At 62.7% G+C, this 24,066-nt stretch carries 23 protein-coding genes, 1 tRNA gene and 1 pseudogene; 12 read left to right on the forward strand and 13 right to left on the reverse strand.

All coding sequences use genetic code 11. The features are described 5' to 3' along the window. Positions 1-110 precede the first annotated feature (110 nt). Positions 111-824, reverse strand: a complete 714-nt coding sequence (locus AC3WVQ_RS00360) for a pyrimidine 5'-nucleotidase (RefSeq protein WP_090295082.1) — start codon at positions 822-824, stop codon at positions 111-113. A gap of 155 nt (positions 825-979) precedes the next feature. Between AC3WVQ_RS00360 and AC3WVQ_RS00365 the strand changes: the two genes are divergently transcribed. The 5 genes from AC3WVQ_RS00365 to bchE all read left to right on the forward strand — a co-directional run bounded on the left by AC3WVQ_RS00365 (position 980) and on the right by bchE (position 6,325). Beyond that, entirely contained in the window at positions 980-1,771 is a 792-nt protein-coding gene (locus AC3WVQ_RS00365; protein ID WP_162731809.1) for a sterol desaturase family protein, read from the forward strand. A gap of 58 nt (positions 1,772-1,829) precedes the next feature. Next, positions 1,830-2,744 carry an EamA family transporter gene (locus tag AC3WVQ_RS00370; protein WP_090295078.1) on the forward strand — a complete coding sequence of 305 codons (915 nt, stop codon included), beginning with the start codon at positions 1,830-1,832 and terminating at the stop codon, positions 2,742-2,744. A gap of 57 nt (positions 2,745-2,801) precedes the next feature. Continuing rightward, on the forward strand, positions 2,802-3,881 hold the full coding sequence (locus tag AC3WVQ_RS00375; protein ID WP_089043201.1) for a bifunctional transcriptional activator/DNA repair enzyme AdaA: 1,080 nt from the start codon (positions 2,802-2,804) through the stop codon (positions 3,879-3,881). Beyond that, positions 3,878-4,648 (forward strand): isocitrate lyase/PEP mutase family protein, encoded by a 771-nt coding sequence (locus AC3WVQ_RS00380; RefSeq protein WP_090295077.1) that lies wholly within the window; start codon positions 3,878-3,880, stop codon positions 4,646-4,648. Before AC3WVQ_RS00375 ends, AC3WVQ_RS00380 begins: the two co-directional genes overlap by 4 nt. 147 nt (positions 4,649-4,795) lie before the next feature. Next, the gene (bchE, locus tag AC3WVQ_RS00385) at positions 4,796-6,325 is read left to right on the forward strand and encodes a magnesium-protoporphyrin IX monomethyl ester anaerobic oxidative cyclase (protein WP_492382562.1); all 1,530 of its coding nucleotides are present in this window, start codon (positions 4,796-4,798) and stop codon (positions 6,323-6,325) included. Positions 6,326-6,389: 64 nt separating this feature from the next. Here the strand turns inward: bchE and argB are convergent, their stop codons facing one another. Continuing rightward, positions 6,390-7,277: an acetylglutamate kinase gene (argB, locus tag AC3WVQ_RS00390; protein ID WP_034797321.1), complete on the reverse strand. Its 888-nt coding sequence runs from the start codon at positions 7,275-7,277 to the stop codon at positions 6,390-6,392. A gap of 152 nt (positions 7,278-7,429) precedes the next feature. On the opposite strand from argB, the gene AC3WVQ_RS00395 reads away from it, so the two are divergent. The 4 genes from AC3WVQ_RS00395 to msrB all read left to right on the forward strand — a co-directional run bounded on the left by AC3WVQ_RS00395 (position 7,430) and on the right by msrB (position 10,113). Next, on the forward strand, positions 7,430-7,969 hold the full coding sequence (locus AC3WVQ_RS00395) for a sigma-70 family RNA polymerase sigma factor (protein ID WP_090295073.1): 540 nt from the start codon (positions 7,430-7,432) through the stop codon (positions 7,967-7,969). Beyond that, a complete protein-coding gene (locus AC3WVQ_RS00400; protein ID WP_060607221.1) occupies positions 7,966-8,685 on the forward strand; it encodes an anti-sigma factor in 720 nt (239 codons plus the stop codon). The genes AC3WVQ_RS00395 and AC3WVQ_RS00400 overlap by 4 nt, the downstream gene beginning before the upstream one ends. Before the next feature lie 166 nt (positions 8,686-8,851). Further along, positions 8,852-9,409, forward strand: a complete 558-nt coding sequence (locus AC3WVQ_RS00405) for a fasciclin domain-containing protein (protein WP_090295071.1) — start codon at positions 8,852-8,854, stop codon at positions 9,407-9,409. Between the two features lie 212 nt (positions 9,410-9,621). Further along, the gene (gene msrB, locus AC3WVQ_RS00410) at positions 9,622-10,113 is read left to right on the forward strand and encodes a peptide-methionine (R)-S-oxide reductase MsrB (RefSeq protein ID WP_090295070.1); all 492 of its coding nucleotides are present in this window, start codon (positions 9,622-9,624) and stop codon (positions 10,111-10,113) included. Between the two features lie 13 nt (positions 10,114-10,126). On the opposite strand, the gene AC3WVQ_RS00415 is transcribed toward msrB, so the two are convergent. The 6 genes from AC3WVQ_RS00415 to rpmH all read right to left on the reverse strand — a co-directional run bounded on the left by AC3WVQ_RS00415 (position 10,127) and on the right by rpmH (position 14,955). Next, positions 10,127-10,663 carry a DUF1269 domain-containing protein gene (locus AC3WVQ_RS00415; RefSeq protein ID WP_034797308.1) on the reverse strand — a complete coding sequence of 179 codons (537 nt, stop codon included), beginning with the start codon at positions 10,661-10,663 and terminating at the stop codon, positions 10,127-10,129. A 149-nt stretch (positions 10,664-10,812) separates the two neighbouring features. Further along, positions 10,813-11,466: a ribosome biogenesis GTP-binding protein YihA/YsxC gene (gene yihA, locus AC3WVQ_RS00420; protein WP_060607324.1), complete on the reverse strand. Its 654-nt coding sequence runs from the start codon at positions 11,464-11,466 to the stop codon at positions 10,813-10,815. A 56-nt stretch (positions 11,467-11,522) separates the two neighbouring features. Then, positions 11,523-12,455 (reverse strand): DMT family transporter, encoded by a 933-nt coding sequence (locus AC3WVQ_RS00425; RefSeq protein WP_492382563.1) that lies wholly within the window; start codon positions 12,453-12,455, stop codon positions 11,523-11,525. Positions 12,456-12,614: 159 nt separating this feature from the next. Further along, complete coding sequence (gene yidC / locus AC3WVQ_RS00430) at positions 12,615-14,402, reverse strand: membrane protein insertase YidC (protein WP_034797302.1); 1,788 nt, start codon at positions 14,400-14,402, stop codon at positions 12,615-12,617. After that, a complete protein-coding gene (gene rnpA / locus AC3WVQ_RS00435; protein ID WP_034797300.1) occupies positions 14,402-14,800 on the reverse strand; it encodes a ribonuclease P protein component in 399 nt (132 codons plus the stop codon). Before rnpA ends, yidC begins: the two co-directional genes overlap by 1 nt. 20 nt (positions 14,801-14,820) lie before the next feature. Beyond that, positions 14,821-14,955, reverse strand: a complete 135-nt coding sequence (gene rpmH / locus AC3WVQ_RS00440) for a 50S ribosomal protein L34 (RefSeq protein ID WP_060519824.1) — start codon at positions 14,953-14,955, stop codon at positions 14,821-14,823. 397 nt (positions 14,956-15,352) lie between these two features. On the opposite strand from rpmH, the gene AC3WVQ_RS00445 reads away from it, so the two are divergent. The 3 genes from AC3WVQ_RS00445 to AC3WVQ_RS00455 all read left to right on the forward strand — a co-directional run bounded on the left by AC3WVQ_RS00445 (position 15,353) and on the right by AC3WVQ_RS00455 (position 19,680). Next, on the forward strand, positions 15,353-17,356 hold the full coding sequence (locus AC3WVQ_RS00445; protein WP_034797297.1) for a methyl-accepting chemotaxis protein: 2,004 nt from the start codon (positions 15,353-15,355) through the stop codon (positions 17,354-17,356). 444 nt (positions 17,357-17,800) lie between these two features. Further along, positions 17,801-19,282, forward strand: coding sequence for a sensor histidine kinase (locus AC3WVQ_RS00450; protein WP_060519828.1), 1,482 nt, complete (start codon positions 17,801-17,803; stop codon positions 19,280-19,282). Positions 19,283-19,603: 321 nt separating this feature from the next. Further along, a tRNA-Arg gene (locus AC3WVQ_RS00455) sits at positions 19,604-19,680 on the forward strand. Between the two features lie 235 nt (positions 19,681-19,915). On the opposite strand, the gene AC3WVQ_RS00460 is transcribed toward AC3WVQ_RS00455, so the two are convergent. The 5 genes and pseudogenes from AC3WVQ_RS00460 to AC3WVQ_RS00480 all read right to left on the reverse strand — a co-directional run bounded on the left by AC3WVQ_RS00460 (position 19,916) and on the right by AC3WVQ_RS00480 (position 23,909). Further along, a complete protein-coding gene (locus AC3WVQ_RS00460) occupies positions 19,916-20,599 on the reverse strand; it encodes a hypothetical protein (RefSeq protein ID WP_090295065.1) in 684 nt (227 codons plus the stop codon). Positions 20,600-20,818: 219 nt separating this feature from the next. Next, positions 20,819-21,196 (reverse strand): MerR family transcriptional regulator, encoded by a 378-nt coding sequence (locus tag AC3WVQ_RS00465; RefSeq protein ID WP_090295064.1) that lies wholly within the window; start codon positions 21,194-21,196, stop codon positions 20,819-20,821. 492 nt (positions 21,197-21,688) lie between these two features. Then, positions 21,689-22,119 (reverse strand): annotated as a pseudogene (locus tag AC3WVQ_RS00470) (DUF1810 domain-containing protein). Between the two features lie 41 nt (positions 22,120-22,160). Beyond that, entirely contained in the window at positions 22,161-23,147 is a 987-nt protein-coding gene (locus AC3WVQ_RS00475) for an aldo/keto reductase (RefSeq protein WP_492382564.1), read from the reverse strand. A 177-nt stretch (positions 23,148-23,324) separates the two neighbouring features. After that, positions 23,325-23,909 (reverse strand): IMPACT family protein, encoded by a 585-nt coding sequence (locus tag AC3WVQ_RS00480; RefSeq protein ID WP_110818536.1) that lies wholly within the window; start codon positions 23,907-23,909, stop codon positions 23,325-23,327. Between the last annotated feature and the right edge of the window lie 157 nt (positions 23,910-24,066).

Below are 24,066 nucleotides of genomic sequence, written 5' to 3' on the forward strand. Positions count from 1 at the left end.
GCCAGTTAAACTTTGGTAATTTAAGTCATTGGCCGAAAAGGGGTTTTTCGGCGGCAAAATTGTGTCGCAGCGGGCGGGACGCCGTCTTTGCGGCGTCCGCCAGCGCCACTCTAGAGATCTGTGAGGAGGCTCCGCAGGAAGCCGGTGAGGTCTTCCGTCACGTAGTCGATCTGCTCGTCGGTGTCGTTCGACTTTTCCCACGATTCCGCAAAGGTGTATTCGAGGTTCTGCGGCACCAGCAGCACCGTCTTCATGCCCAGCGCCTTCGGCACGAGGAGATTGCGCGGCAGGTCCTCGAACATCACGGCATTGCGGGTATCGACCCGGTGCAGGCTCATGAACTTGTCATAGGTCTCGCCCGCGGGCTTCGGCACGAAGTCGGCGGCGACGATATCGAAGATGTCGTCGAAATGGTCGAGGATCCCGAGCGCCCGGGCCGTCATCTGCGCATGGGCAACGCTGCCATTGGTGAAGATGAACTTGCGGCCGGGAAGCGACTTGATCGCTTCGCCGAGCGCCGGGTCGGCCGGAACGATCGAATAGTCGATCGCATGGGCCTGCTCGAGGAACTCGTTCGGGTCGATGCCGTGATGGACCATCAGGCCTTTGAGCGTCGTGCCGTGGTCGCGGTAATAGTCCTTCTGCAGCTTCTTGGCGTCGGCCGGATCGAGCGACAAAAGCTTCGCCACATAGGCCGTCATGTTGCGGTCGATCTGCGCAAACAGGTTGACGTGGTGGGGATAGAGCGTGTTGTCGAGGTCGAAGACCCAGTCGGTGACATGGGCGAATTCGGAGCGGGTCGGCAGGCGGTCGAGCTTTTTCATGACCGCCTTATGACACGACCGACCGTGGCGGCAAACGGGAAAATGGCGATGCGGGGCCGGGCGTAATGCTGGCGCATAGATTAGCGCTTTGAATTGGCGGTTGTGCGTGGCATCTTCCGGCTCGCGCGGTTTTTGGCTCGGGGATGCGGATGCCAATGTCGAACGAAGTATTCTATCTGCTCTTTCTGTTCGGGTTTTACACGTTCACCGTCGTTACCTATTTCGCGCTTGGCTATGGCATCACATGGCTCAACGAGCGCAATCCCGAGCGAAAGATCCAGAAGGGACGCGGTTCCGACAAGCGCCGCAGCGCCGAGATCCGCCAGAGCCTCAAATCGATGTTCAGCGCCTGCCTGCCGCTGACGATCGGACTCTACGCCCAGCAGAAGGGCTGGGCGCCGGCGCCCTGGACGCTTACCTGGTGGAACGCCCTGCCGCTCTTCGTGCTCAGCATGATCCTCTACGATGCCTGGTTCTATTTCATGCACCGGCTGCTGCACACCAAGTGGCTCTATCCGCTGCATGCCCTGCATCATAAAAGCGTGGCGCCGACGATCTGGAGCACCTATTCCGAGGACGTCTTCGACAACTTCCTGCTTCAGAGCTTTTCGGCCGTCGTCGTTTTCGTCGTGCCGTTTCCGCCGCTGGTGCTCATCGCCCATCGGCTGTTCGAACATTTCAACGGCATGATCGGCCATTGCGGCTTCGAGTATTTTGCCGCCTCCACCGCGCGCTACCCGTCTCCGCTGCTGTGCACGACGTTCCATGATCAGCACCATTCGGGCTTCAGGTACAATTACGCCAACTACTTCTCCTTCTGGGACCGTGTGCTCGGAACGCTCGCGCCGAACTACGATCAGCGGGTAAAGACCTTCGAGGACGAGGCGCCCCGGATCACGATCAGCGAGAGCACGGAGCTCGCAGAGGCGCGGGAAAGGGCGGACTAGCAACCGGTCCGTTAGGTGGTCCTTGGCAACGAGCCGGCCTGCATGCTAGCTCGAAACGATGGAAACCTGGGTCCTCATCACCATCGCCGCGGCCTTCCTTCAGAACGTCCGCTCCGCAATGCAGAAACACTTGAAAGGCGTCATGGGCACGACGGGCGCGACCTTCGTGCGCTTCGGCTTCGGCCTGCCGTTCGCCTTCCTCTATCTCGTTGTGCTCTGGCAGGTGGTGGGCCGTCCGCTTCCGGTGCCGAACGGCACTTTTTTCCTTTGGGCGGTGATCGGGGGGCTGGCGCAGATCGCCGCAACCTTCCTGCTCGTCCATCTCTTCTCCTTCCGCAACTTCGCCGTCGGCACCGCCTATTCGCGCACGGAACCGGCGCAGGCAGCGCTCTTCGGCCTGATTTTCCTCGGCGAAAAGGCGAGCGAGGGCACGCTGGTGGCAATCGCCATCTCGGTCGTCGGCGTGATGCTGATTTCGGTGGCGCGCACGACCCTGAGTGCGCGCACGCTGGTGACCTCGGTATTCTCGCGCACGGCCGGCATCGGCTTGCTGTCCGGCACCTTCTTCGGCCTTTCGGCCGTCGCCTACCGTTCGGCGTCGCTGGCACTGGCGCCGAGCCTGCCGGCACCCGACTACATGATGCAGGCAAGCTTCACGCTCGGCTTCGTCATCCTCTTGCAGACCGTGGTCATGCTGATCTGGATCGTGGTGCGCGAACGCGACGAGCTGCCGCGCATCGCGGCTGCCTGGAAGCCGGCCTTTGTCGTCGGTTTCGTCGGCGCGTCTGCCTCCTTCGGCTGGTTCATGGCGATGACCCTGCAGCAGGCGGCCGTCGTCAAGGTCGTCGCCCAGGTGGAAATGCTCTTCACCTTCGCCTCGTCCTTTTTCATCTTCCGCGAATGGATCAACAGACTGGAGCTATTGGGTTGCCTGCTGATCGTGCTCGGTGTCGTCATGCTGGTGCTGATCTGAAAAATAGACGCCCGAAAACCGGCGTCTCCCGAGCCGTGGTCATGCTAGAACCGCGGCATGTTGTTCGATCTTCCCTCCGATGAAACGCTCTACGACGCCTTGATGGCGCGCAGCAGCGAATACGAAGGTTCGGCCTTCGTCTGCGTCAAGACAACAGGCGTCTTCTGCCGCCTGTCCTGCCCGGCCCGCAAGCCGAAGCGGGAAAACACGATCTTCGTCGGCTCTATCGGCACCTGCCTGGAGACGGGGTTCCGTCCCTGCCAGCGCTGCCGGCCGCTTGCCACGTTCGGCGCCAAGGATCCGCTCGTCCAGGAGCTTCTGCAGGCGCTGGAAGCAGCACCGGAGCGCCGTTGGAGCGAGGACGACATCGTGTGCCGCGGGCTTGATCCCTCGACCGTCCGGCGTGCCTTCAAGCGCGCGCTCGGCATCACCTTCCTCGATCTCGCGCGCCATCGTCGCCTGGGGCTCGCCGCCCGCCAGCTCGCCGACGGTGGTCGGGTGATCGACGCCCAGCTCGAGGCCGGCTACGAGTCGCCGAGCGGGTTTCGCGCAGCCTTCCAGCGCCTGCTCGGCGATGCGCCGGCGGCAGCGCAGGGGAGGGCGCTGCTCTCGTCCGACTGGATCGAAACGCCGATCGGGCCGATGGTCGCGGTTGCCGATGCGACGCACCTCCATTTGCTGGAGTTCCACGAACGCAAGGCGCTGCCGACGGAACTGGAGGCGCTGAAGCGCGCGACGCGCTCGGCCATCGTCCCCGGCCGGACGGCGCCGATCGATCAGATCGAAGGCGAGTTGAAGAGCTATTTCGCCGGCGAGGCGGGCGGATTTCAAACTCCGCTTGCGCCCGGGGGAACGCCCTTCGAGCGCAACGTGTGGGCGAAGCTCGTGAAGATTCCCGCCGGCGGGACGCGTTCCTATGGTGACATTGCCCGCGAGGTCGCTACGATCCAGTCCGCACGTGCGGTCGCCAAGGCCAACGGTTCCAACCGGATCGCCATCGTCATTCCGTGCCACCGTTGCATCGGCGCGGATGGCTCATTGACCGGTTACGGTGGCGGGCTCTGGCGGAAACAGTGGCTGCTTCGGCACGAGGCGAAAATGAAACCAGTCAGCCTGTTGGTGGAGGAAACACAATGAACCAGAAGGAAAAGGCGCTCGCCTTCGCCGCCCTGCATAAGAAGGGTGACCCGGTAGTGCTCTACAACATCTGGGACGCCGGCAGCGCCAAGGCCGTGGCAGAGGCCGGTGCCAAGGCGCTTGCGACCGGAAGCTGGTCGGTGGCGGCCGCCCACGGCTTCGGCGACGGCGAGAAGGTGCCTCTGGCCTGGCTTGCCGATATCGCACGCCTGATCGTGGCGAGCACCGACCTGCCCGTCAGCATCGATTTCGAAGGCGCCTACTCCGACGACGCTGCGACCGGTGCCGCCAATGTCTCGCGCATCCTCGACGTCGGCGCCATCGGCATCAACTTCGAGGACCAGATCGTCGGCAAGGGCGGCGTGCACCCGGTCGAAAAGCAGGCGGAGCGCATCCGCGCCATCCGCGAGATGGCTGACCGGCGCGGCATCCCCCTGTTCATCAATGCCCGCACCGATCTCTTCCTGCAGGAGGGTGACGAGAGCCGGCATGCCGGCCTCGTCGACGAGGCGATCGCCCGCGGCAAGGCCTATGCCGAAGCGGGCGCCAGCGGCTTCTTCGTACCGTGGCTGGTGGACGAGGCGCTGATCGCCAAGGTCTGCGCCGCCTCGATCCTGCCCGTCAACATCATGATGCGCCCGGCCGCACCCGACCTGAAGACGCTCGCCCGCGCCGGCGTGTCACGCGCCAGCTACGGTCCGGGCCCATACCGCGTGATGATGGAAGAATTGAAGGCGGCGGCGACCGAGGTCTACGCTCCGCGCTGAGCTCGGGGCTCGATGAAATCGCGCTGCGCAAGTTGCGCGATTTCACCGCGAAAACGTACGTTTTTGGCCGCAGCCTGGAGCTGTTATTTCCGCAATCTTCAGCTTTATCGTGTCTCTGGCAATTCTTTGCGACCCAAGAGGCACCGTATGAAGATTGTTCTGCTCAATCCGCCGCATACGGCCATCGGCAGCCGTATTCCCGACGATCATCTTCCGCCGCTCGGCCTGCTCGCCGTTGGCGGGCCGCTCATCGATGATGGCCACGCCGTGCGGCTCATCGATTGCGAATTCGGCCCTTTGGGCTTCGAAGAGATTGTCGCACGCGTGCTCGACGACTGCCCGGATCTTCTGCTGATCGGTCATTCGGGGTCGACGTCGGCCCACCCGACGGCCAAGCGTATTGCCAGCGATGTCAGAATGACCGCACCGTCCGTCCGGGTGATCTATGGCGATGTGTTCCCGACCTATCATTGGCGCGAGGTTCTAAGCGAGGGCGGCGCCTTCGATTACATCGTCAGGGGAGAGGGCGAAGAGACAGTGCGACGGCTCGTGCGCGCCCTGTCATCCTTAGAACCCTTGAGCGAGGTTCCGGGCATCGCCTATCGCGATGATGACGGGGTTGCGCTCGCCACCCGTCCGACCGAGGCGATCGCCAATCTCGATGCCTACCGCATCGGCTGGGAGTTGATCGAGCATCGGCACTACAGTTATTGGGGCGGAAAACGCGCTGTCGTGCTGCAGTTTTCGAGAGGGTGCCCGCATTTGTGCAACTATTGCGGCCAGCGCGGTTTCTGGACGCGATGGCGGCACCGGGATCCGGTCGCGTTCGCTAAGGAGATCGCCCGCCTCCACCGTGAAGAGGGCGTGGAACTGATCAATCTCGCCGACGAAAACCCGACCTCGTCGCGCAAGGGCTGGCTCGCCTTCCTGAACGCCATGATCGCCGAGAACGTGCCGGTGCAGATCGTCGGCTCGACGCGGGCAGACGATATCGTGCGCGATGCCGACATATTGCACCTCTATCGCAAGGCCGGTGTCGTGCGTTGGCTGCTCGGAATGGAAAACACTGATGACGCGACGCTGAAGCTGATCAAAAAGGGCGGGACGACCACGAGCGACCGGCAGGCAATCGCGCTCCTGCGCCAGCACGACATTCTTTCAATGGCCACCTGGGTGGTCGGCTTCGAGGAGGAACGCCTGAGCGATCTTTGGCGTGGTTTCAGGCAACTTCTTTCCTACGACCCGGACCAGATCCAGGCGCTCTACGTCACGCCGCACCGGTGGACCCCGTTCTTTGGCCTCGCCAGGGATCGCACCGTCATCGAGCCGGACATGCGCAAGTGGGATTACAAGCATCAGGTGCTGAAGATGAAGCACCTTCACCCGGTCGTGCTTTTTCTGAGCGTGAAATTGATCGAGGTCGCGATCCAGGCGCGGCCAAAGGCCCTTGCGCGCGTCCTCCTGCACCGCGACCCGCAGCAGCGCCATTCGATGCGGTGGTACACCCGCATGGGGCGCAGGGTCTGGTTTCACGAGCTCTACGAATTCGTCTTCCGCCGCCGCCATTTCGCCGCCGGGCCGTCGCTTGAGGTGTTCTGGGGAGCGCCGCAGGAGGCCGAGGAGGAATCGATGTTACCGCCCCGCAGGCGCCATCCATCGGACAGCGAGGCCGCATAAAAAATCCGGAAGCTGTGTGAGACGGCTTCCGGATCCTCGTCATGTCATTGCCGATCGGGGTGCGTCAGGGCACGATCAGCGTGCCGGCGCCGCGCTCGGTGAAGATTTCGAGCAGCACCGAATGGGCCGTCTTGCCGTTGAGGATGACGACGCCCTGAACGCCCGCCTTGATCGCGTCGATGCAGGTCTCGACCTTCGGGATCATCCCGCCGGAAATCGTGCCGTCGGCGATCAGCGCGCGGGCCTGGGATACAGAGAGTTCCTTGATCAGGTTGCCCTGCTTGTCGAGCACGCCGGGAACGTCCGTCAGGAACAGCAGGCGCGTGGCGTTCAGCGCCCCGGCGATGGCGCCGGCGAAGGTGTCGGCGTTGATGTTGTAGGTGTGGCCGTCACGGCCGGGCGCGACCGGCGCGATCACCGGGATCATTTCCGAGCGGGCGAGCAGGTCGATCAGCGTGCGGTCGACTTCGACCACTTCGCCGACGAAACCGAGATCGAGGACGCGCTCGATATTGCTATCCGGATCCTTGACGGTCTTGCGTGCCTTTTCGGCGAAGACCATGTTGCCGTCCTTGCCGCAAAGGCCGATCGCCCATTCACCCGTCTGGTTGATGAGCGCGACGATCTCCTTGTTGATCGAGCCGGCGAGCACCATCTCGACGATCTCGACCGTCTTTTCGTCGGTGACGCGCAGGCCGCCTTCGAACTTCGATTCGATGCCCATCTTCGTCAGCATGGCGCCGATCTGCGGGCCGCCGCCATGCACGACGATCGGGTTGACGCCCGACTGCTTCAAAAGCGCGATGTCGCTTGCAAAAGCGCGACCGAGCTCGCTGTTACCCATGGCGTGGCCGCCATATTTGACGACGATCGTCTTGTTCTCGTAGCGCTGCATGTAGGGCAGGGCCTGGGTGAGCAGGCGTGCCTGGATTTCACTTTCATTGGCGGACATGGCGGACCCTCGAAAAATACCGGCTGCTGTTTAGCGCAAGTTCCGGATCGATGGAATGATCGGAGAGCAACATAAAGGCCGAATGACGATACGGCTGGTTCAAAGTGAACTGCGCCCTATCTCTGGAGAGATGAGGCTTCGGGGCGCGTTCTATGATCGATGAGGATATGGCCGGCCTGCTTGGCCGCGTTTCGCTCGGCGATCGCGACGCCTTCGCCGAACTGTATCGGCAGACCAGTCCGAAACTCTTCGGCATCTGCCTGCGTATTCTTGGCAATCGGGGCGAGGCAGAAGAAGCGCTGCAGGAAATCTACGTCAAGATTTGGCAGCGGGCCGGCCGGTTTTCGCAAGGACAGGCGGCTGCGGGTTCCTGGCTGGCGGCAATAGCGCGTAATCAGGCCATCGACTTCATCCGGGCGCGCAAACCGGCTGCCAATGTGATTGACGAAGCCTACGATTTGGCTGATCCTGCTGCCGATCCGGAAAAGTTGGCAGTCGTGAGAGCAGAAGGCAGGCGGATCGACGCCTGCATGGAGGAGCTTGAAGAAGACCGCGCGGAAGCGGTGCGGCGCGCCTACGTCGAAGGCCTGAGCTACCAGGAACTGGCTGACGTCTTCGCGGTGCCGCTGAACACTATGCGGACTTGGTTGAGGCGCAGTCTCCTGAAGTTGCGAGAGTGTATGGAGCGATGACGACACCAACCCCAGAGGGCCGGGACTTTCGCCGCGACGAGGTGATCGCGGGCGAGTATGTGCTCGGCGTGTTGTCTGCCGACGATCGCCGCAAGGTCGAGGCCCGGCTTGCTTCCGATCGCAACTTTGCCGCCATGGTCGACCGCTGGCAGAGCAACCTTTCCTCCTTCGACGACGCCTATGATCCGGTGGTGCCCCCACCCAGGACGTTCTCCGCGATCGAACGGCAGCTTTTCGATACGTTGCGGTCGGAACCTGTACGGTCCCGCGGGCTCTGGCACTCGCTGGCGCTCTGGCGAGGACTGGCGCTTGCCTCGTTCGCCGCGCTGCTGGTGATGGGCGCCTCCATGGCCGGCCTGTTCGAGACGCGGTCGACCGGTGCCTCGCTTGTTGCCGAGCTCTCGGGGAAAGGCAGCGCCATCGATCTCGTCGCCCGCTTCGACCGGGCATCGGGCCGCTTGCAGGTAACGCCGGTGGCCGCCAGCCAGGCGGAACAGAAATCCCTCGAACTTTGGCTGATCAACGGCAGCAATCCGGCAATCTCGCTCGGTGTCCTGCCGCAGACCGGGGAGGGCGAAATCGCCGTGCCGTCGACCTTCCGCTCGCGGATCTCCGCCGGCTCGGTTCTTGCCGTCAGCGTCGAGCCGCTCGGCGGTTCGCCGACCGGCGTGGCCACCGGACCGATCATCGCGCTCGGCAAGGCGCGAAACCTCTGAGCGCGTAATCTCGATAAATACCCTTATTTATCAATCGACTAACTTTCCTGAAAATTCCTGAAACTCTTTCTCTCGTCCTTCCGTTGCTTGTCTTGTTCCCCCGCAGGGAACGGCAGTTTCGGCGGGCGGCCCATGCGCCGCCTCCCTCAACAGGAAGGAAGAGAAGATGTTCACGTCTGCCATCCGCTTGGTCGCAACAGCGTCCGTCCTCGCAGCAAGTGCCTTCGTCGCCCATGCCGAAAATCCGATGGTCGGCGGCGCGCCGATGTATGCGGAGAAAAACATCGTCGAGAACGCCGTTAATTCCAAGGATCACACCACGCTGGTCGCCGCCGTCAAGGCAGCCGGGCTGGTGGAGACGCTGGAGGGCAAGGGGCCGTTCACGGTGTTTGCGCCGACGAATGCCGCCTTTGACGCACTGCCGGCCGGTACCGTCGACACGCTTCTGAAACCAGAGAACAAGGACAAGCTCGCCAAGGTCCTGACCTGCCATGTCGTTGCCGCCGACGCGATGTCGGCGACGATTGCCGAGATGATCAAGAAGGACGGCGGCGAGCATGACGTCAAAACGGTCGGCGGCTGTGTGCTGAAAGCCAGGGAAGACGGCGGCAAGCTGATGCTGACCGATGAAACCGGCGGTATGGCGACGGTAACGATCGCCGACGTCAAGCAGTCGAACGGCGTCATCCATGTGATCGACAAGGTGCTCCTGCCGAAAGGCTGAGTTCGGCGGCGCCTGGCCGCTGCCGGCGGCCTGGCGCTTACCATAGGTCGTATCACCGATGGCCTTTCACCGCGTCACGATGCTTTGAACGGCATTGTTTTGCAGCGGGTGTGTCCGGGCGGTATCGTCTATCGCGACATCCGACAAATCGACAACGTACAGCGCTCCGCGCGAATGATCGTGACGCGCTTTAGGCCAAGTGGGAGGTTAGCATGATCAGCCGGCGCGTCTTCCTGATGGCAGGCACGGCATTGGCCGCAGCATTCGCGTTGCGCGGGCTCACGCCGCTTGCATGGGCAGCGGGAATCGAGCCCTTCGAGGTCGTCAAATCTGATGCCGAATGGCGGGCAGCCCTCACCGACGACCAGTACCGGATCCTTCGGCACGAGGACACGGAGCGCCCCTTTACAAGCGCGCTTAACCACGAGAAGCGCAAGGGCACCTTCCAATGCGCCGGTTGTGCATTGCCGCTCTATTCGTCCGAGGCGAAGTATGACAGTGGCACGGGCTGGCCGAGCTTCTGGCAATCGCTCCCCAATTCCGTGGCGACACGGGAAGACAATTCGCTGCTCATGACCCGTACGGAATGCCATTGCCGCCGTTGCGGCGGCCACCTCGGTCACATCTTCGACGATGGCCCGCCACCGACCGGCAAGCGCCATTGCATCAATGGCCTGGCGCTCGCCTTCGTGCTGTCTCGATAAGCCAGCCGGACGATTAGGCGCCGGCGGGCGGTGCAGCCGCTGTTGTGCCGGAGAGCGCTGCCTGCAGCTTCTGCTCCTGTTCGGGCGAAAGCGACGTTTTCAGCACGCGGCCGCGCAGGTCGGGGAATTCGGCGAGAACCTTTTCCGGCTGAACCTTGCGCACCAGGATGAACAGAGCGGAGGAGTTGTTCGGGATGGTGTTGCCGAGCGACTTGATGAATTCGTCGTCGATACCGTAGTCGCTGAGCGAGCCCGAGAGGGCGCCGGCACCCGCGCCGAGCGCACCGCCGATTGCAAAGCCTGCCAGCGGATTGAGGAACAGGAGGCCGACCAGGCCGCCCCAGAGCGAGCCGGAGAGCAGGCCCGAGGTGGCGCCGACGGCGGTCAGGTTGAGGCTCTGCTTGAGGTGGACCTTGCCTTCGGTGTCGCGCACGACGACCACCGCATCCTCGAGGTCGATCAGATATTCCTTCTTCAGCCCGGCGAGCCGGACCAGAACCCTGTCAGCCTCCTCGGGGGAATCGAACCCGACAACGATCAAATCGGACATGTCACACTCCTATCTCTGGCCGCGCCACCGTTCTGGACGCAACGCAGAGATAGAGCGGATTGCATGTCGGGGTAGTGACAGAGATCAAAGACATCGATTTCGCATGGGCGGGTGCTTGCAGCGCGATGCCGGACGCCCTGAGGCCCCCTTTAGCGCGCGATCGCGATGCCGATTGCCGCCCGCAGCTCGTCGAGCCCTTCGCCCTTCTCCGAGGAAGTCGCAAGGACTTCCGGGAAGGCGGCGGGATGCTTCTTGATCTTTTCGAGCGTCTCGGCGATCAGCCGCGGCACGCCGGCGGCCTTGATCTTGTCGGTCTTGGTCAGCACGAGCTGATAGGAGACGGCTGCCTTGTCGAGCAGGTCGAGCACCTCGTCGTCGTTCTTCTTGATGCCGTGGCGGCTGTCGATCAGCACGTAGACGCGCTTCAGCGTCGAGCGGCCGCGCAGGTAGTCGAAGACCAGTTTTGTCCAGGCATCGACCTGTTCCTTCGGCGCCTGGGCATAGCCGTAGCCGGGCATGTCGACGAGCGCCATCGGCGGCAGGTCGTCGGCCTCGCCGGAAAATCCATCCGGTACGAAGTAGTTGAGTTCCTGCGTGCGGCCCGGGGTGTTGGAGGTTCTTGCCAGACCCTTGTGGCCGACCAGCGCGTTGATCAACGACGACTTGCCGACGTTCGAGCGGCCGGCAAAGGCAATCTCGGCCGGTCCTTCCGGCGGCAGGAATTTCATGGCGGGGACGCCGCGAATGAAAATCCACGGCCGGCCGAACAACGGCTTGTCGTCTTTGGGTCTGGTATCGGCCATCGGCGGTCGGTCCTTCATCGAGAAAGTCCTTGGCTTCAAGGTTTTGGCCGTGGATGTCAAGGCGTCGGCGTGCGGACCGGCCGTGTGGGGATGGTTTGCGTCCGCCGGAATTCGTTGAGCAGGTAGGCCAGCAGCGCCAGGAGAATGAAGGTGCCGCCGACGATCGTCCGGCTGCTCGGCACCTCGCCATGGATGATCGCGACCCAGAGCGGCCCCAGCACGGTTTCCGCCGTCCCGAGCAGCGCGGCCAGCGCCGAGGGCACCAGCCGGGCACCGGTCACGAAGAGCGCCATGCCAAGCCCGAGGTTGAAGGCGCCGAAGACGAAGAGCAGCGCGAGCTCGCCTCCAGTCACCGCCAGGCCCGAGGACTGACTGGCGGCAATGCCGCTTGCGGCAAAGCAGCCGAAGCAGGTCGCCGGCGTCATGCGCACATGCGGGTATCGGCGGGTAGTGACGGTTGCCAGCGCGAAGACGACGGGGATCAGCAGCGCCAGCGCATCGCCGACCGGTGACATTGTTCCCGTCAGGCTTTCCGAGACCATGATCCCGACGCCGAAGATGACGGCGGTGATCGCGCCCCAGGTGAAGCGCGATACCCGCTCGCGAAACAGCACCCAGCTCATCAGCGCCGCAAACAGCGGCACCCCGGCGCCGAGCAGAACGACATTGGCGATCGTCGTGTAGGAGATCGCAATGATGAAGGAGGTCGAGGCGATGGTGAAACAGAGCCCGACGGAGATGCCCGGCCAGCCCATGCCCTTGAACAGGGCCACCGTGCCGCGCGGTCCGTCACGCACCAGCATGAAGGCGAGCAGGAACAGGCCGGCAAACAGGCAGCGCCAGAAGACGATCGTCCAGCTGTCGGAAATGTGCAGGAACCGCGCAATCGCGCCGCCAAAGCTCCAGAAGAAGGCCGAGCCGAAGACGAGCAGGGCGCCAAGCTTCTCGCTGGCGGCGAACGGGGCGGAGGTGGCCGACGGATCGGTCATGACAAATTGTCCTGGAGCAGGGGCGCGCTGATTTCAATAACGCCAGATGCCCGGACCGCACGTCCGCGTCAACGCCATCCGCGTGTCGCGCCGCGGCGTGGAAACAAAAAAAGCCCCGGACCGAAGTCCGGGGCTCTGCGATTGTGCTACCGGCTGGCGTCATTCCGCCGGTTTGGGCTTCTTCGAGAACAGGCCCTTCAGATTATCGAAGAGCTCGATCTTCACGCCCTGGCGCTTCATGATGATCGACTGCTGCAGCACCGAAAGCGTGTTGTTCCAGGCCCAGTAGATCACGAGACCGGCCGGGAAGGAGGCCAGCATGAAGGTGAAGACCACGGGCATCCAGGTGAACAGCATCGCCTGGGTCGGATCCGGCGGCGTCGGGTTCATGCGCATCTGCACGAACATGGTAACGCCCATGATCAGCGGCCAGACGCCGAGGTGCAGGAAGGCCGGACCGTCGAACGGCAAGAGGCCGAAGAGGTTGACGATCGTCGTCGGATCGGGCGCCGAAAGGTCGTGGATCCAGCCGAAGAACGGCGCGTGGCGCATCTCGATGGTGATGTAGATCACCTTGTAGAGCGCGAAGAACACCGGGATCTGGATGAGGATCGGCCAGCAGCCGGCCAGCGGGTTGATCTTCTCTTCCTTGTAGAGCTGCATCATCGCCTGCTGCAGCCCCATGCGGTCGTCGCCGAACTTCTTCTTCAGTTCCTCCATCTTCGGCTGAACCTTCTTCATGTTCGCCATCGATGCGTACTGCTTGTTGGCAAGCGGGAAGAACAGACCCTTGACGACGATCGTGGTGATCAGGATCGCGATGCCGAAGTTGCCGAACAGACGGAAGAAGAAATCCATCATTTTGAACATCGGCTTGGTGATGAAGTAGAACCAGCCCCAGTCGATCAGCTTGTCGAAGTTGGGGATCGAGTAGGCCACTTCATAGTTGTCGACGACAGGAACTTCCTTGGCGCCGGCAAAGACGAGGTTCTTGATTTCCGAGGACTGACCGGGCGCGACCGTGATCGCGTCGCTCTTGTAGTCGCTCTGGTAGCGCGCGCGACCGTCGGTGAAGTGCGTGAAGCGCGTGTCGTAGGGGGTTGCCTGCGGCGGAACGATCGCCGCTGCCCAGTACTTGTCAGTAATGCCGAGCCAGCCGCCGGTTGCCTTGCCCGGCTCGACCGACTTTTCGTCCTCGATCTTGCCGTACTTCAGTTCCTGCAGGCCATGCTCGCCGAGCACGCCGATGAAGCCTTCATGAAGTACGTAGACGCTCGGCGTCGTCGGCTTGTTGAAGCGGGTCACGCGGCCGTAGGAGGAAAGGCTGAGCGGCTCGGCTGCGCCGTTCTTGATGCTGTCGACCACCTGGAACATGTAATGTTCGTCAACCGAGATGGTTCGGTTGAAGGTGATGCCCTTCTCGTTGGTGAAGGTCAGCGTCACCGGGGTCGCCGCGGTCAGCTTGTCGCCGCCCGAAAGCGTCCAGACGGTCTGCGGGCCGGGCACGGTGCCGGTTGCGTCGCTGCCGACATAGCCGATTTCGGCAAAGTAGCCGTCGACCGTTTCGGCCGGGCTGAAGAGGGTGATGACCGGGCTCTTCGGATCGACCGTCTCGCGGTATTCCTTGAGCTTCAGGTCGTCGAAGCGGGCACCGGTCAGGTTGATGGAGCCGGAAAGCGCCGGCGTGTCGATCGCAACGCGGGCCGATTTGGCAATCGCCTGGTCGCGGTTTTCACCGGCGCCCGGGATCGCGCCGCCGCCCGGCAGAGCCTGGCCCGGCGTCGCTTGAGTCGGCGTTGCCGACTGCGATTGCGCCTGCTGGGCCTGCAGCGCTTCCGCAGCGATGCGTTCCTTTTCCATCTTCGGATTGACGTAAAGGAACTGCCAGGCAATGAGGATCAGCACGGACAGGCCAATCGCCACGAAATAGTTGCGGTTTTTTTCCATCATAGTTTCCTGGAACCGGCCGGCGGCCGCTTCTGTTTCGGCTTGTTTTCGATGCGCTCGTGAAGGCCCCGGGTCAAGGCGTCGAAGGGAGCATTCAGGAGTTCGCGTCGGGCGACAATCACATAGTCGTGTCCGGGTTTCATTGCAAACCCGGCGGAAAGCCGCACCGCCTCTTTCAGGCGTCGGCGCATCCGGTTTCGCTCGACGGCATTGCCGTGTTTCTTGGTGACGGTGAAGCCGACGCGGGCTTCGCCTTCCGGATCGTTGCGGTCGAGCACTTCGAGGAGAAACAAGGGGCCTCTGCGGCCTTCTCCTGCCCGAACGGCCAAAAACTGCGGACGGCTTTTCAGCCGCCCGACAGTCGTTTTGTCTTTATCTGACGTCATGTGCCCGGACACTGGTTTCGGGCAACTTCGGCTTAAGCCGAAAGACGCTTGCGGCCACGGGCCCGGCGGGCCGAGAGGACCTTCTGGCCACCCTTGGTAGCCATACGCGAACGGAAGCCGTGGCGACGCTTGCGGACAAGCTTGGACGGTTGGTAGGTACGCTTCATTTATTTAATACCGCGGTGTGCGGCCCTTCTTGGGTTTGCGTGTAGCAAGGAGCGTTTACGTTATCGGACATGGCTCCGCCATTTCGGGCAGGAGGGCTTGACCGGACGTGCGCGGCTTATAAGGGGAATTTTCCCGGAAAGTCAATTGCGGGCGGCGATTCAGTGGCGACAGCACCGCAAAAACCGCCGGCGCACCCGCCAAAGGCGATCCGTCGGGCCGCGAAAAGGAAGGCCAACTAGCCGAGATTGGTAAATGGAGCCCTAACTGGATCTCCCCAGAATGCCGGTCGAGGGCGACGAGCTTTATTAACCACGCCTATTTTAGGGTCCCTCCGGTGCATATGGGGCGGCGGCATGTCCGATAATCGGAAGCTCTCGTCACTCCGTGGAGGTCGGGATGAAAATACGCGGTAAGATCAATCTAATTGTCGGCATCATGAGCGTGCTGGCGGTTGCGGTGACCGGCATGTCGCTGGTTGCTGTCAGTAAATACAACGAAAAGTTCCACCAGTACGAGAACGTGGCGAAGCGCGCCTTCTACGCGGAACGCCTCAATCGTCTGGTGACCGCGGTCGTCATGGAATCGCGTGGCATCTATGCCGCCCCGACCATCGAGAAGGCCAAGCCCTTTGCCGAGGGCATTCGCAAGAATCTCGACAAGATCGACACGCTGCTCGCCGATTGGCGCCCGCTGATCCCCGCCGACACCAAAGCGTCCTTCGACACGCTGGTCGCCCGCGCCGCGGAATTCAGGACCTTCCGCGTCGAGACGGCGCGGCTTGGCGAAGAAGTTTCACCGCAGGCTGGCAACGAGCAGGGCAATACCGACGCCAATCGCGCCAACCGCAAGGCGTTCCAGGAGCAGATCGACGGCGTCGTCGACATCAACCTGAAGACGCTTGAAGTCGTGACGGCTGACGTTGCCACCTTCGAGCGCAGCGTGATCATCACGATTCTTGCTATCGCCGGCCTTGGCCTCATCGCCGGCATTGGAGCGGCCTTCTACATCGCTACGAACCATTTGAGCCGTCCGATCCTCGAGTTGACCGGCAAGATGAAGCAACTGGCTGGCGGCGATCTCACCGCGGACGTGCCCTTCGTGGGCCGCAAGGACGAGATCGGCGAAATGGCAGAAGCCGTTCAGGTCTTCAAGCAGAACGGCCTGGCCGTACGCGACCTCAACGCGCAGGAAGCGGTACTGCGTGAAAAGAGCGCCGACCTGCAGTCGAGCATCGGCGTCGTTGTTGCGGCCGCTGCCGCCGGTGATTTCACCAAGCGCATAGGCAAGGACTACGAGAACGACGACCTCAACCGCTTTGCTGGCAGCGTCAACGAGCTGGTCGGCAGCGTCGATGCCGGTATCGCCGAAACCCGCCGAGTGATTGCGAGCCTTGCGGCCGGCGACCTGACCCAGAGCATGAACGGCCATTATCAGGGTGCCTTCGCCGAGCTGCAGAAGAACGTCAACGAAACCCTTTCCACGCTGCAAAAGACGCTGCGCGAGGTCCGTGTGACCACCGACTCGATCAACGGCAATTCGTCCGAGCTGCGTTCGGCCGCCGACGATCTGTCAAAGCGGACGGAGCAGCAGGCCGCAGCCCTTGAGGAGACGTCTGCAGCGCTCGACCAGATCACGGTTGCGGTCAAGAGCTCCACCGAGCGGGCGCAGGAAGCGACCGTCATGGTCAACGAAGCCAAGCACAGTGCCGCGCAGTCGGCGGCCGTCGTGCGCAACGCCGTCGACGCCATGGGCCGCATCGAGCAGGCCTCGAGCGAAATCGGTCAGATCACCAACGTGATCGACGAAATCGCCTTCCAGACCAACCTGCTGGCGCTGAACGCCGGCGTCGAGGCAGCCCGTGCCGGCGATGCGGGCAAGGGCTTCGCGGTCGTCGCACAGGAAGTGCGTGAGCTCGCCCAGCGTGCCGCAAGTGCCGCCAAGGACATCAAGTCGCTGATCTCGAAGTCGGGCAGCGAAGTGGCAACCGGCGTCCGCCTGGTACAGGAGACCGGTTCGGCACTTGGCGAGATCGAGGAACGGGTCCTGAAAATCAACGACCACATCCACTCGATCGCGACGGCCGCGCGCGAACAGTCGACGGGCCTCAGCGAAGTCAGCACTGCCGTCAACCAGATGGACCAGGTGACCCAGCAGAACGCCGCCATGGTGGAAGAGGCGAATGCCGCAACCCACAAGCTCTCCGGCGAAGCCAACAATCTCGCGAGCCTGATCGCCTACTTCAAGGTCGACAATGTTGCCGCCCGGCCGATCGCCGTGGCTCGGGAGACGGCCCAGCCGGTCGCATCGCCCGCCCGGCGCATGATGGGCAACGTCGCCCGCGCGTTTGGCGGCGGCGGCTCCGCTGCGGCGGTTGCCAAGGACGATTGGGAAGAGTTCTGATCGGCGAATTGCCTCACCAAGTGATTGGAGCCCGCGGTGCCATAAGGTGCCGCGGGCTTTCTGTTTCGTGAGCCTTCCAGACTTGCCCTCGATCAGGCCGCACGGCTGTCCTTGTCGTCCGCAAGGCTCGCCACTCGAACTGTTCCCTGGGTGACTTACACCGATGCCAATTCTGTGCAGGTAGGTCGAGCCGAGGCGGCGGCGCGCCGAAATTTGCTTCGGCGATGCAAGGGGAGAAAAATGGGCGGGACGCGATCCTTTGTCATGATCGACGGCACGAGACGAAGAGACAGCCGCGCCTATGCCGCACCCTCTAAGGTCCGTCTGCGATTGGAAAAACGGCGGCCATCTCCTATTATGCGCCCCAGGCGCGATGCCCCATGGCCCGGATGTTCATACGGGGTCCCAGGCGTTTTGGTTGACGGGCAGGAAAGTTTGTAAGGCATGGCGGAAGAAACACGTCCGGCGATGGCAGGCGAGGCATTGAGAACCGGTGCCGGGTTTTTCCGCGGCCTATCCGGCAAGCTGCTGCTCTTGACCATTGTCTTCGTCATGCTGGCGGAAGTGCTGATCTTCGCGCCGTCAGTTGCCACCATGCGCATTCGCTGGCTCGAGGATCGGCTGAATACGGCAGCCGCTGCTGCCGTCGTCGTCGATGGTCTGCAGAATGTCGAACTGCCGCGCAGCGTCCAGAAGGACACGCTGATGGCGACCGGCACGAAGGCGATCGTCATCCGGCGCAAGGACGCCTCGCGCATGATCGCGCTCACCGACATGCCGCTTGAGATCCAGGGCGAGTACGACGTCGCCAATTCCACAGCCGTTGCTGCCATCCGCGATGCCTTCGATACGCTGCTCTTCGGCGGCGACCGCGTGATCCGCGTCTATGGGCCGCTCGGCGAAAGCGATGCGACGATCGAGCTCCTGATGAAGGATGCGAGCCTGCGCAAGGCCATGCTCGTCTACTCGCGCAACGTCTTTGTCCTGTCGCTGATCATTTCGCTGATCACCGCGGCGCTGATCTTCCTGGCCATCAACCGCATGCTGATTGCGCCGATCCGGCGCATGACGGCCAACATGCAGGAGTTTTCCAACGATCCGGCCGATCCGGCCCGCGTGCTCGTACCGCCGCAGGGGCACGACGAACTCGCCGTCGCCGGGCAGCATCTCGCCAGCATGCAGCGCGAGCTGCAAAAGACGCTGAAGCAGCAGAAGAGCCTGGCCGAACTCGGGCTCGCCGTGTCGAAGATCAACCACGACATGCGCAACATCCTGTCCTCGGCGCAGTTGATTTCCGACCGCCTGGCCGACGTGGACGACCCGGTGGTCAAGCGCTTCGCGCCGACCCTGCTGCGCACCATCGACCGCGCCGTCGGCTACACCCGCGAGGTCCTGTCCTACGGTCGCACGACCGAGGCCGAGCCGCATCGACGCTTCGTTGCGCTGAAACCGCTGGTCTCCGATGTCGCCGAATTGCTGGCGATCGATCCGCAATCCGGCATCGATTTCCAGATCCAGATGCAGGACGACCTCGAAGTCGACGCCGACAGCGAGCAGCTCTTCCGGGTGGTGCACAACATCTGCCGCAACGCCGTGCAGGCGCTGACCAATCACGAGCCGGAGGATGGCCGCCCACGCACCGTTGCCGTTTCCGCCATGCGCATCGGCAGCGTCGTCACCATTTCCGTGGATGATACCGGGCCCGGCATGCCGCCCAAGGCGCGGGAAAACCTGTTCGCCGCTTTCCGCGGCTCGGCACGCTCCGGAGGCACGGGGCTTGGGCTGGCGATCGCGCGCGAACTGGTGTTGGCCCATGGCGGCACGATCGCGCTCGTCGAAAAGCCGACGCCGGGCACGCTGTTTCGCATCGAGCTGCCCGACCGGCCGGTGCCGCTCGACGCCTTCCGTTCGAAGTTCCGCCATTAGCGCCGCACATTCACCCTCTTGAGTGTCGAGCCGGAACCGTTGGTGATTCCATATTTGGGCGGGGTCTGACCGACCACCGCGCGCGGCTCGTCTGGCGCATGGGCGGCGGAGGTGGCACCCTTCAATTATTTTTCGCAGCCAGGTCCTGCGGCGGCACCCCTTGCTTTCCAGCGGGTTCAGCGCCGGCGCGGTTGCCTCGGTCCACAGCAAAGCGGGCGTGCCGTCGTAAAAATGAAATTTTTTACAGAACGGCGCTTGCAATCCCCGAAAGGACCCTTTAGAGAACCGCTCACGCAAGCGGTTCGACCGCTTCAGGCAAAAGCACCCGTAGCTCAGCTGGATAGAGCACCAGACTACGAATCTGGGGGTCAGGAGTTCGAATCTCTTCGGGTGCGCCATTCTTTTCAAAGGCATAGATGATGTCTAGATCCGGTTCTTCCTGATCGCCACTTGGGTCGCGCGTCGCGACCTTGCGTTTCGCGACGCGCCTCTCACATCCTTCAAGTGTCTTCGTTTGCAGCGTTCCGCGGGCCAGGCTTGCGGCTGGTAAATCGCGGTGCCGCTCCTTCACTGGATCCGAATCGAGCAGTCAGCGGCCCTGAGGGCTCGCGTTCCCTCAATCCGGTAGGCCGATCAGGACTGGCCCAGGCTGTAGCCCTTCTCGACGAGCCAGGCATCGTGAAGCCACTTTTCCGTTCCGCGGCGTCCGGGAAAGCTGATCCAGTGAATGTCGCGCTCGAAGACCATGACCTTGCGGTCCGCGCCGACGATGACCCACATCCAGAGGCCGTCGGCCTGGTTGCGCATCTTGACCTTCATGCCCGTGAGGGTCAGGTCCTCGGTGCGTCCCTTGCGGGTAACCCGTAGCGGCTCGTCATGCGGGTCGATCCAGCTGATCCTCATTCCCGGCAGAAGGTCCGGCGCCGCTTCACGCAGGAAGTCCATGGCGATTGCCTGCGCTTCCTCGCGTGTCGGCAACAGGTGGCGGACTAGGTCCAGATCGATCCGGGCAAAACCCTTGAGGCGGCCGTCGTCGGCGATGACGGTGCTGAAGTGCTCGCCGCCGAGGGCGGCATTGCGTCCGTCGGCGCGCTCGTAGCGGACGAGTTCCGCAGCTTCACCATCGACGACGGCGGTTCGGCGGGCTGCCTCGCGGTAACCGGCGGGCATGAAGGCGCCGATGGTGGCGGCTGCGGGGTGGGCACTGCCGGTCGCGGCTGGCGTTGCCTTGGTCTCTGCCAGGGCCATGTTTGCGGTTGCCGTGACGGCGACAAGGCCGAGGGCGGCAAGGACCGCGAGAGGGCATCTATGCGGCATGTCCAGAGCTCCTTTTGTCTGGTTTGGGGGGGGGCGGAAGGTGGTCATGAGATCGAGCCCTGCGATCGCGGATCGCCAAGGAGAGCGCTCAAGAAGCTGACGCTGCCGACAACGGAAGCGGAGCCGGCGCGGGCCGAGCCAGTAGGGCAAGTGAACCCATTAGCGTAACCTGACGTCAAGTGTAGATCAAGCATATGCCAAATCCCATTGGTGCCGCGCTTACTTTTGCCGCGCCTCGGAGATCAGCCCGTGCATGCGGGCGATGTTGTTTTCGAGGTCCCGTTTGAATGCAGAGAGTTCGTCGAGTTGGGCGTTCGTCTTGTCGAGTTGGGCTTGCAGGATTTCCAGCACGCGCTCCTTTCCCCGGATGCCGCTTGTATCCTCGAAATAGAGGTCGATGACAGCGGCGATCTCGTCGAGGCTGAGACCGAGACGCTTCAGCGCCGCGATCTTCTCCAGTCGTTTCGCGGCGGTCTCGTCATAGTATCGGTAGCCGGCCCCTTCGCGCTCGGCCGGCTTCACCAGGCCCAGCCGCTCGTAGTAATGGATCGTGCGGTGGCTGACGCCGGCCCGTTCCGACAGTTCCCCAATTTGCATGAGCGACGACAATCCGGCACCTATCTAAACCTGACGTTGGGTGTAGATTTAGAAGGCAATCTGCCATTCGTCAATGGTTGTCGTGCCGCTTGTTTCGCGCCCGTCAGTGGCAGCCTCGGCGACGCTGACCTTCGAAAGGATTAGGAGACAATAATATATGTTAGTATATAATGATTTACGCTGCTCGTACGCGGTGTCACGGCGGCAATGGGCCGGGCCGCAACGATCAAGAATCCGATCACGAAAGCGCGGGCGGGTTCACGATCTTTTGACGCCGAAGTGTGAAAATCGGTCCCTCGGCTTCCTATATGAAGGGGGAAGGGGCCGCTGAAGAAGGGAGGTGCCGATGTATCGCTATATGATGAAAGAACTGCTGGTGATTGTTGCTGGCCTTTCGGTTTGTGCCTTCATGATCCTGTTCTTCCTGATCCATTCGACGCCCAACCTCTGACGGTCGCCGAAACGCGCATCTTGAGCGCTTGAACGCCGGCATCAATGCCGTTGCGCCAGGATTTCCATAGTGCGCCGATCCTTCTCTCCCGCGAAATAGCGCGCAAGCGCCGCTCCGAACGGCCCCCGTCTTTCTCGACCTCGGCAAACAGGGTCATCGATGACCGGAACTTCATGTCATCGGGGCTGGAGAAAATGTCGTGGGCCGATCTGCCCGTAACCGCATTGGTCCGCTCGGTGCATTCGCGCAGCCTGGGGCCGAGCGCCGGATGGGCGAGATAGGCCGACGCTTCGCCGAGCCCGGATATCGCATAGCGCTCTGCCATTGCCGAATGGCCAAGGCCAGCAAGCTGCGGAAAGACGAACCACATCCAGTGCGTTCGCTTTTGGCCGTGCGCGAGTTCATCGAGGACCGCGGCATAGACGCGGTCCTGTGCGGTGACGAACCGCTGCAGATCGAAGGGATCGCTCATGTCGCTGCCCCCCTTTGGTCGCCCCGTCGGTGAGGCGTCAGTTACCAGCGATGATGAACATGAACCTTCACCAGCCGCTCGTAAACCGCGGCAATCGCCGCCTTGGTCTCGTCGTCGATGGCGGCAAGCGCGCTGGCAGCGGCGTTGGATTGCGCCTGAGCCTCACTACGGGCGCCCGGGATCACCACGGAGACCGCCTGCTGCTCGAGGATCCAGCGGAGCGCAAACTGCGCCATCGGCACGCCCTCGGGCACCAGCGGGCGAAGCTGCTCGACGGCTTCCAGCGCCGCCTCGAACGGCACACCGGCAAAAGTCTCGCCGACATCGAAGGCTTCGCCATGGCGGTTGAAGTTGCGGTGGTCGTCGGCTGCGAATGCGGTATCCTTGCTGATCTTGCCGGAAAGCAGCCCCGAGGCGAGCGGCACGCGCACGATGACGCCAACATTCTTTTTCTGCGCTTCCGCGAAGAACAGTTCGTGCGGACGCTGGCGGAAGATGTTGTAGATGATCTGCACGGTCGCAACGCCGGGATATTCGATCGCTTTCAGCGCTTCCTCGACCTTTTCGACCGAGACGCCATAGTGGCGGATCTTGCCCTTGGCAACGAGCCGGCCGAGCGCGCCGAACAGTTCCGACCTATAGTAGACCTCGGTCGGCGGGCAATGCAGCTGCACCAGATCGAGCGTCTCGACGCCGAGATTTGAAAGGCTGCGGTCAATGAAGGCCTCGATGTTTTCGCCGGTATAGCCTTCGGTCACATGCGGGCTCAGCCGGCGGCCGGCTTTGGTTGCGACGAAGGGCTTGTCGCCCCCGCGCTCCTTCAACACCGCTGCAATGATCTTTTCGGAGCGGCCGTCGCCATAGACATCGGCGGTGTCAACGAAGGTGACGCCAGCATCGAGCGCGGCATTGAGCGCGCGCTTGCCGTCTGCCTCGCTGACATCGCCCCAGGAGCCGCCAATTTGCCAGGCGCCGAAGCCGATTTCGGATATGGTTGCGCCGGTCTTGCCAAGAACTCTCGTCTTCATCGTGCTGTCTCCTGTTTGTGCGTCGCGGATCATACGCTGGCTGGGGCGCTTCTAATATGACTGTTCGGATCGAGTAAATTAGCGCGGGACGTGGCGCAGGATACCGCGCACATTTTTCGGCAGTGACCCGTTCGTTGCGGTCGGTGCTGCGCCGTGGGGTTTCTCGGACCTAAGGGGCTAGTCGTCCAGCGAAACCACGGCCTTGCCGCGGCTGAGGTCAAGGACCATGGCGAGGATCGCCTCCGCCTCGTCCTTGCGAAGCTCCACCGCCAGCACAGGCCCCTTGTCGGTGAAGCTCTCATTGATGATCGCCACATCGCGCGCGAGAAGCCGCGCCTTGATCAGCGCCATGTCGGAAAAGTCGAGGGCGACGGTGGCGCGCACGGTCTCGATCATCTCGATCTTTTCCGCCGCCCTGAGGCACAGCGCCGCCGTGCCGCCATAGGCGCGCACCAGGCCGCCGCTGCCGAGCAGGATGCCGCCGAACCAGCGGGTGACCACGACCGCGACGCGGTCGAGCTCCTGGCCGTCTATGGCCGCGAGGATCGGTTTTCCGGCCGTGCCGCTCGGCTCGCCGTCGTCACTGAAGCGATAGGCCTGGCCGATGCGCCAAGCCCAGCAATTGTGGTTGGCGGTAGGATCGGAATGGGCGGCGAGGAAGTCTTTTGCCGCCTGTTCATCGGTAATGGGCGCGGCAAAGGCCAGAAACCGGCTCTTCTTGACGTCCTGGTTTGCCGTTTCGGTGCGCTTGAGGGTGAACATTGCTGCTTCCGTTTCTCAGACGCTGATAACGGATTGTTGGGGGCGGCGCCACGGTGGATGCAGCTTGTGCTCTGGTAGATGCGGTCACGATGGAGACCGCACACACTTCGCCGTTGTCCCGGAACGAGTGCAGGGGCGAGGACGCCCTATTGGTGAA

Source organism: Ensifer sp. EB106-05-01-XG146 (assembly GCF_058791875.1).

Bases quoted from the DNA above. Each gene is read 5' to 3' on its own strand.
- AC3WVQ_RS00395 (WP_090295073.1), top strand. From the start codon at position 7,430: ATGATCGATGAGGATATGGCCGGCCTGCTTGGCCGCGTTTCGCTCGGC.
- AC3WVQ_RS00445 (WP_034797297.1), top strand. From the start codon at position 15,353: ATGAAAATACGCGGTAAGATCAATCTAATTGTCGGCATCATGAGCGTG.
- AC3WVQ_RS00425 (WP_492382563.1), bottom strand. From the start codon at position 12,455: ATGACCGATCCGTCGGCCACCTCCGCCCCGTTCGCCGCCAGCGAGAAG.
- AC3WVQ_RS00465 (WP_090295064.1), bottom strand. From the start codon at position 21,196: ATGCAAATTGGGGAACTGTCGGAACGGGCCGGCGTCAGCCACCGCACG.
- AC3WVQ_RS00370 (WP_090295078.1), top strand. From the start codon at position 1,830: ATGGAAACCTGGGTCCTCATCACCATCGCCGCGGCCTTCCTTCAGAAC.
- rpmH (WP_060519824.1), bottom strand. From the start codon at position 14,955: ATGAAGCGTACCTACCAACCGTCCAAGCTTGTCCGCAAGCGTCGCCAC.
- AC3WVQ_RS00415 (WP_034797308.1), bottom strand. From the start codon at position 10,663: ATGTCCGATTTGATCGTTGTCGGGTTCGATTCCCCCGAGGAGGCTGAC.
- AC3WVQ_RS00365 (WP_162731809.1), top strand. From the start codon at position 980: ATGTCGAACGAAGTATTCTATCTGCTCTTTCTGTTCGGGTTTTACACG.
- AC3WVQ_RS00375 (WP_089043201.1), top strand. From the start codon at position 2,802: ATGTTGTTCGATCTTCCCTCCGATGAAACGCTCTACGACGCCTTGATG.
- yidC (WP_034797302.1), bottom strand. From the start codon at position 14,402: ATGGAAAAAAACCGCAACTATTTCGTGGCGATTGGCCTGTCCGTGCTG.
- bchE (WP_492382562.1), top strand. From the start codon at position 4,796: ATGAAGATTGTTCTGCTCAATCCGCCGCATACGGCCATCGGCAGCCGT.
- argB (WP_034797321.1), bottom strand. From the start codon at position 7,277: ATGTCCGCCAATGAAAGTGAAATCCAGGCACGCCTGCTCACCCAGGCC.
- yihA (WP_060607324.1), bottom strand. From the start codon at position 11,466: ATGGCCGATACCAGACCCAAAGACGACAAGCCGTTGTTCGGCCGGCCG.
- AC3WVQ_RS00480 (WP_110818536.1), bottom strand. From the start codon at position 23,909: ATGTTCACCCTCAAGCGCACCGAAACGGCAAACCAGGACGTCAAGAAG.
- msrB (WP_090295070.1), top strand. From the start codon at position 9,622: ATGATCAGCCGGCGCGTCTTCCTGATGGCAGGCACGGCATTGGCCGCA.
- AC3WVQ_RS00360 (WP_090295082.1), bottom strand. From the start codon at position 824: ATGAAAAAGCTCGACCGCCTGCCGACCCGCTCCGAATTCGCCCATGTC.
- AC3WVQ_RS00380 (WP_090295077.1), top strand. From the start codon at position 3,878: ATGAACCAGAAGGAAAAGGCGCTCGCCTTCGCCGCCCTGCATAAGAAG.
- AC3WVQ_RS00475 (WP_492382564.1), bottom strand. From the start codon at position 23,147: ATGAAGACGAGAGTTCTTGGCAAGACCGGCGCAACCATATCCGAAATC.
- AC3WVQ_RS00405 (WP_090295071.1), top strand. From the start codon at position 8,852: ATGTTCACGTCTGCCATCCGCTTGGTCGCAACAGCGTCCGTCCTCGCA.
- AC3WVQ_RS00400 (WP_060607221.1), top strand. From the start codon at position 7,966: ATGACGACACCAACCCCAGAGGGCCGGGACTTTCGCCGCGACGAGGTG.
- AC3WVQ_RS00450 (WP_060519828.1), top strand. From the start codon at position 17,801: ATGGCGGAAGAAACACGTCCGGCGATGGCAGGCGAGGCATTGAGAACC.
- AC3WVQ_RS00460 (WP_090295065.1), bottom strand. From the start codon at position 20,599: ATGCCGCATAGATGCCCTCTCGCGGTCCTTGCCGCCCTCGGCCTTGTC.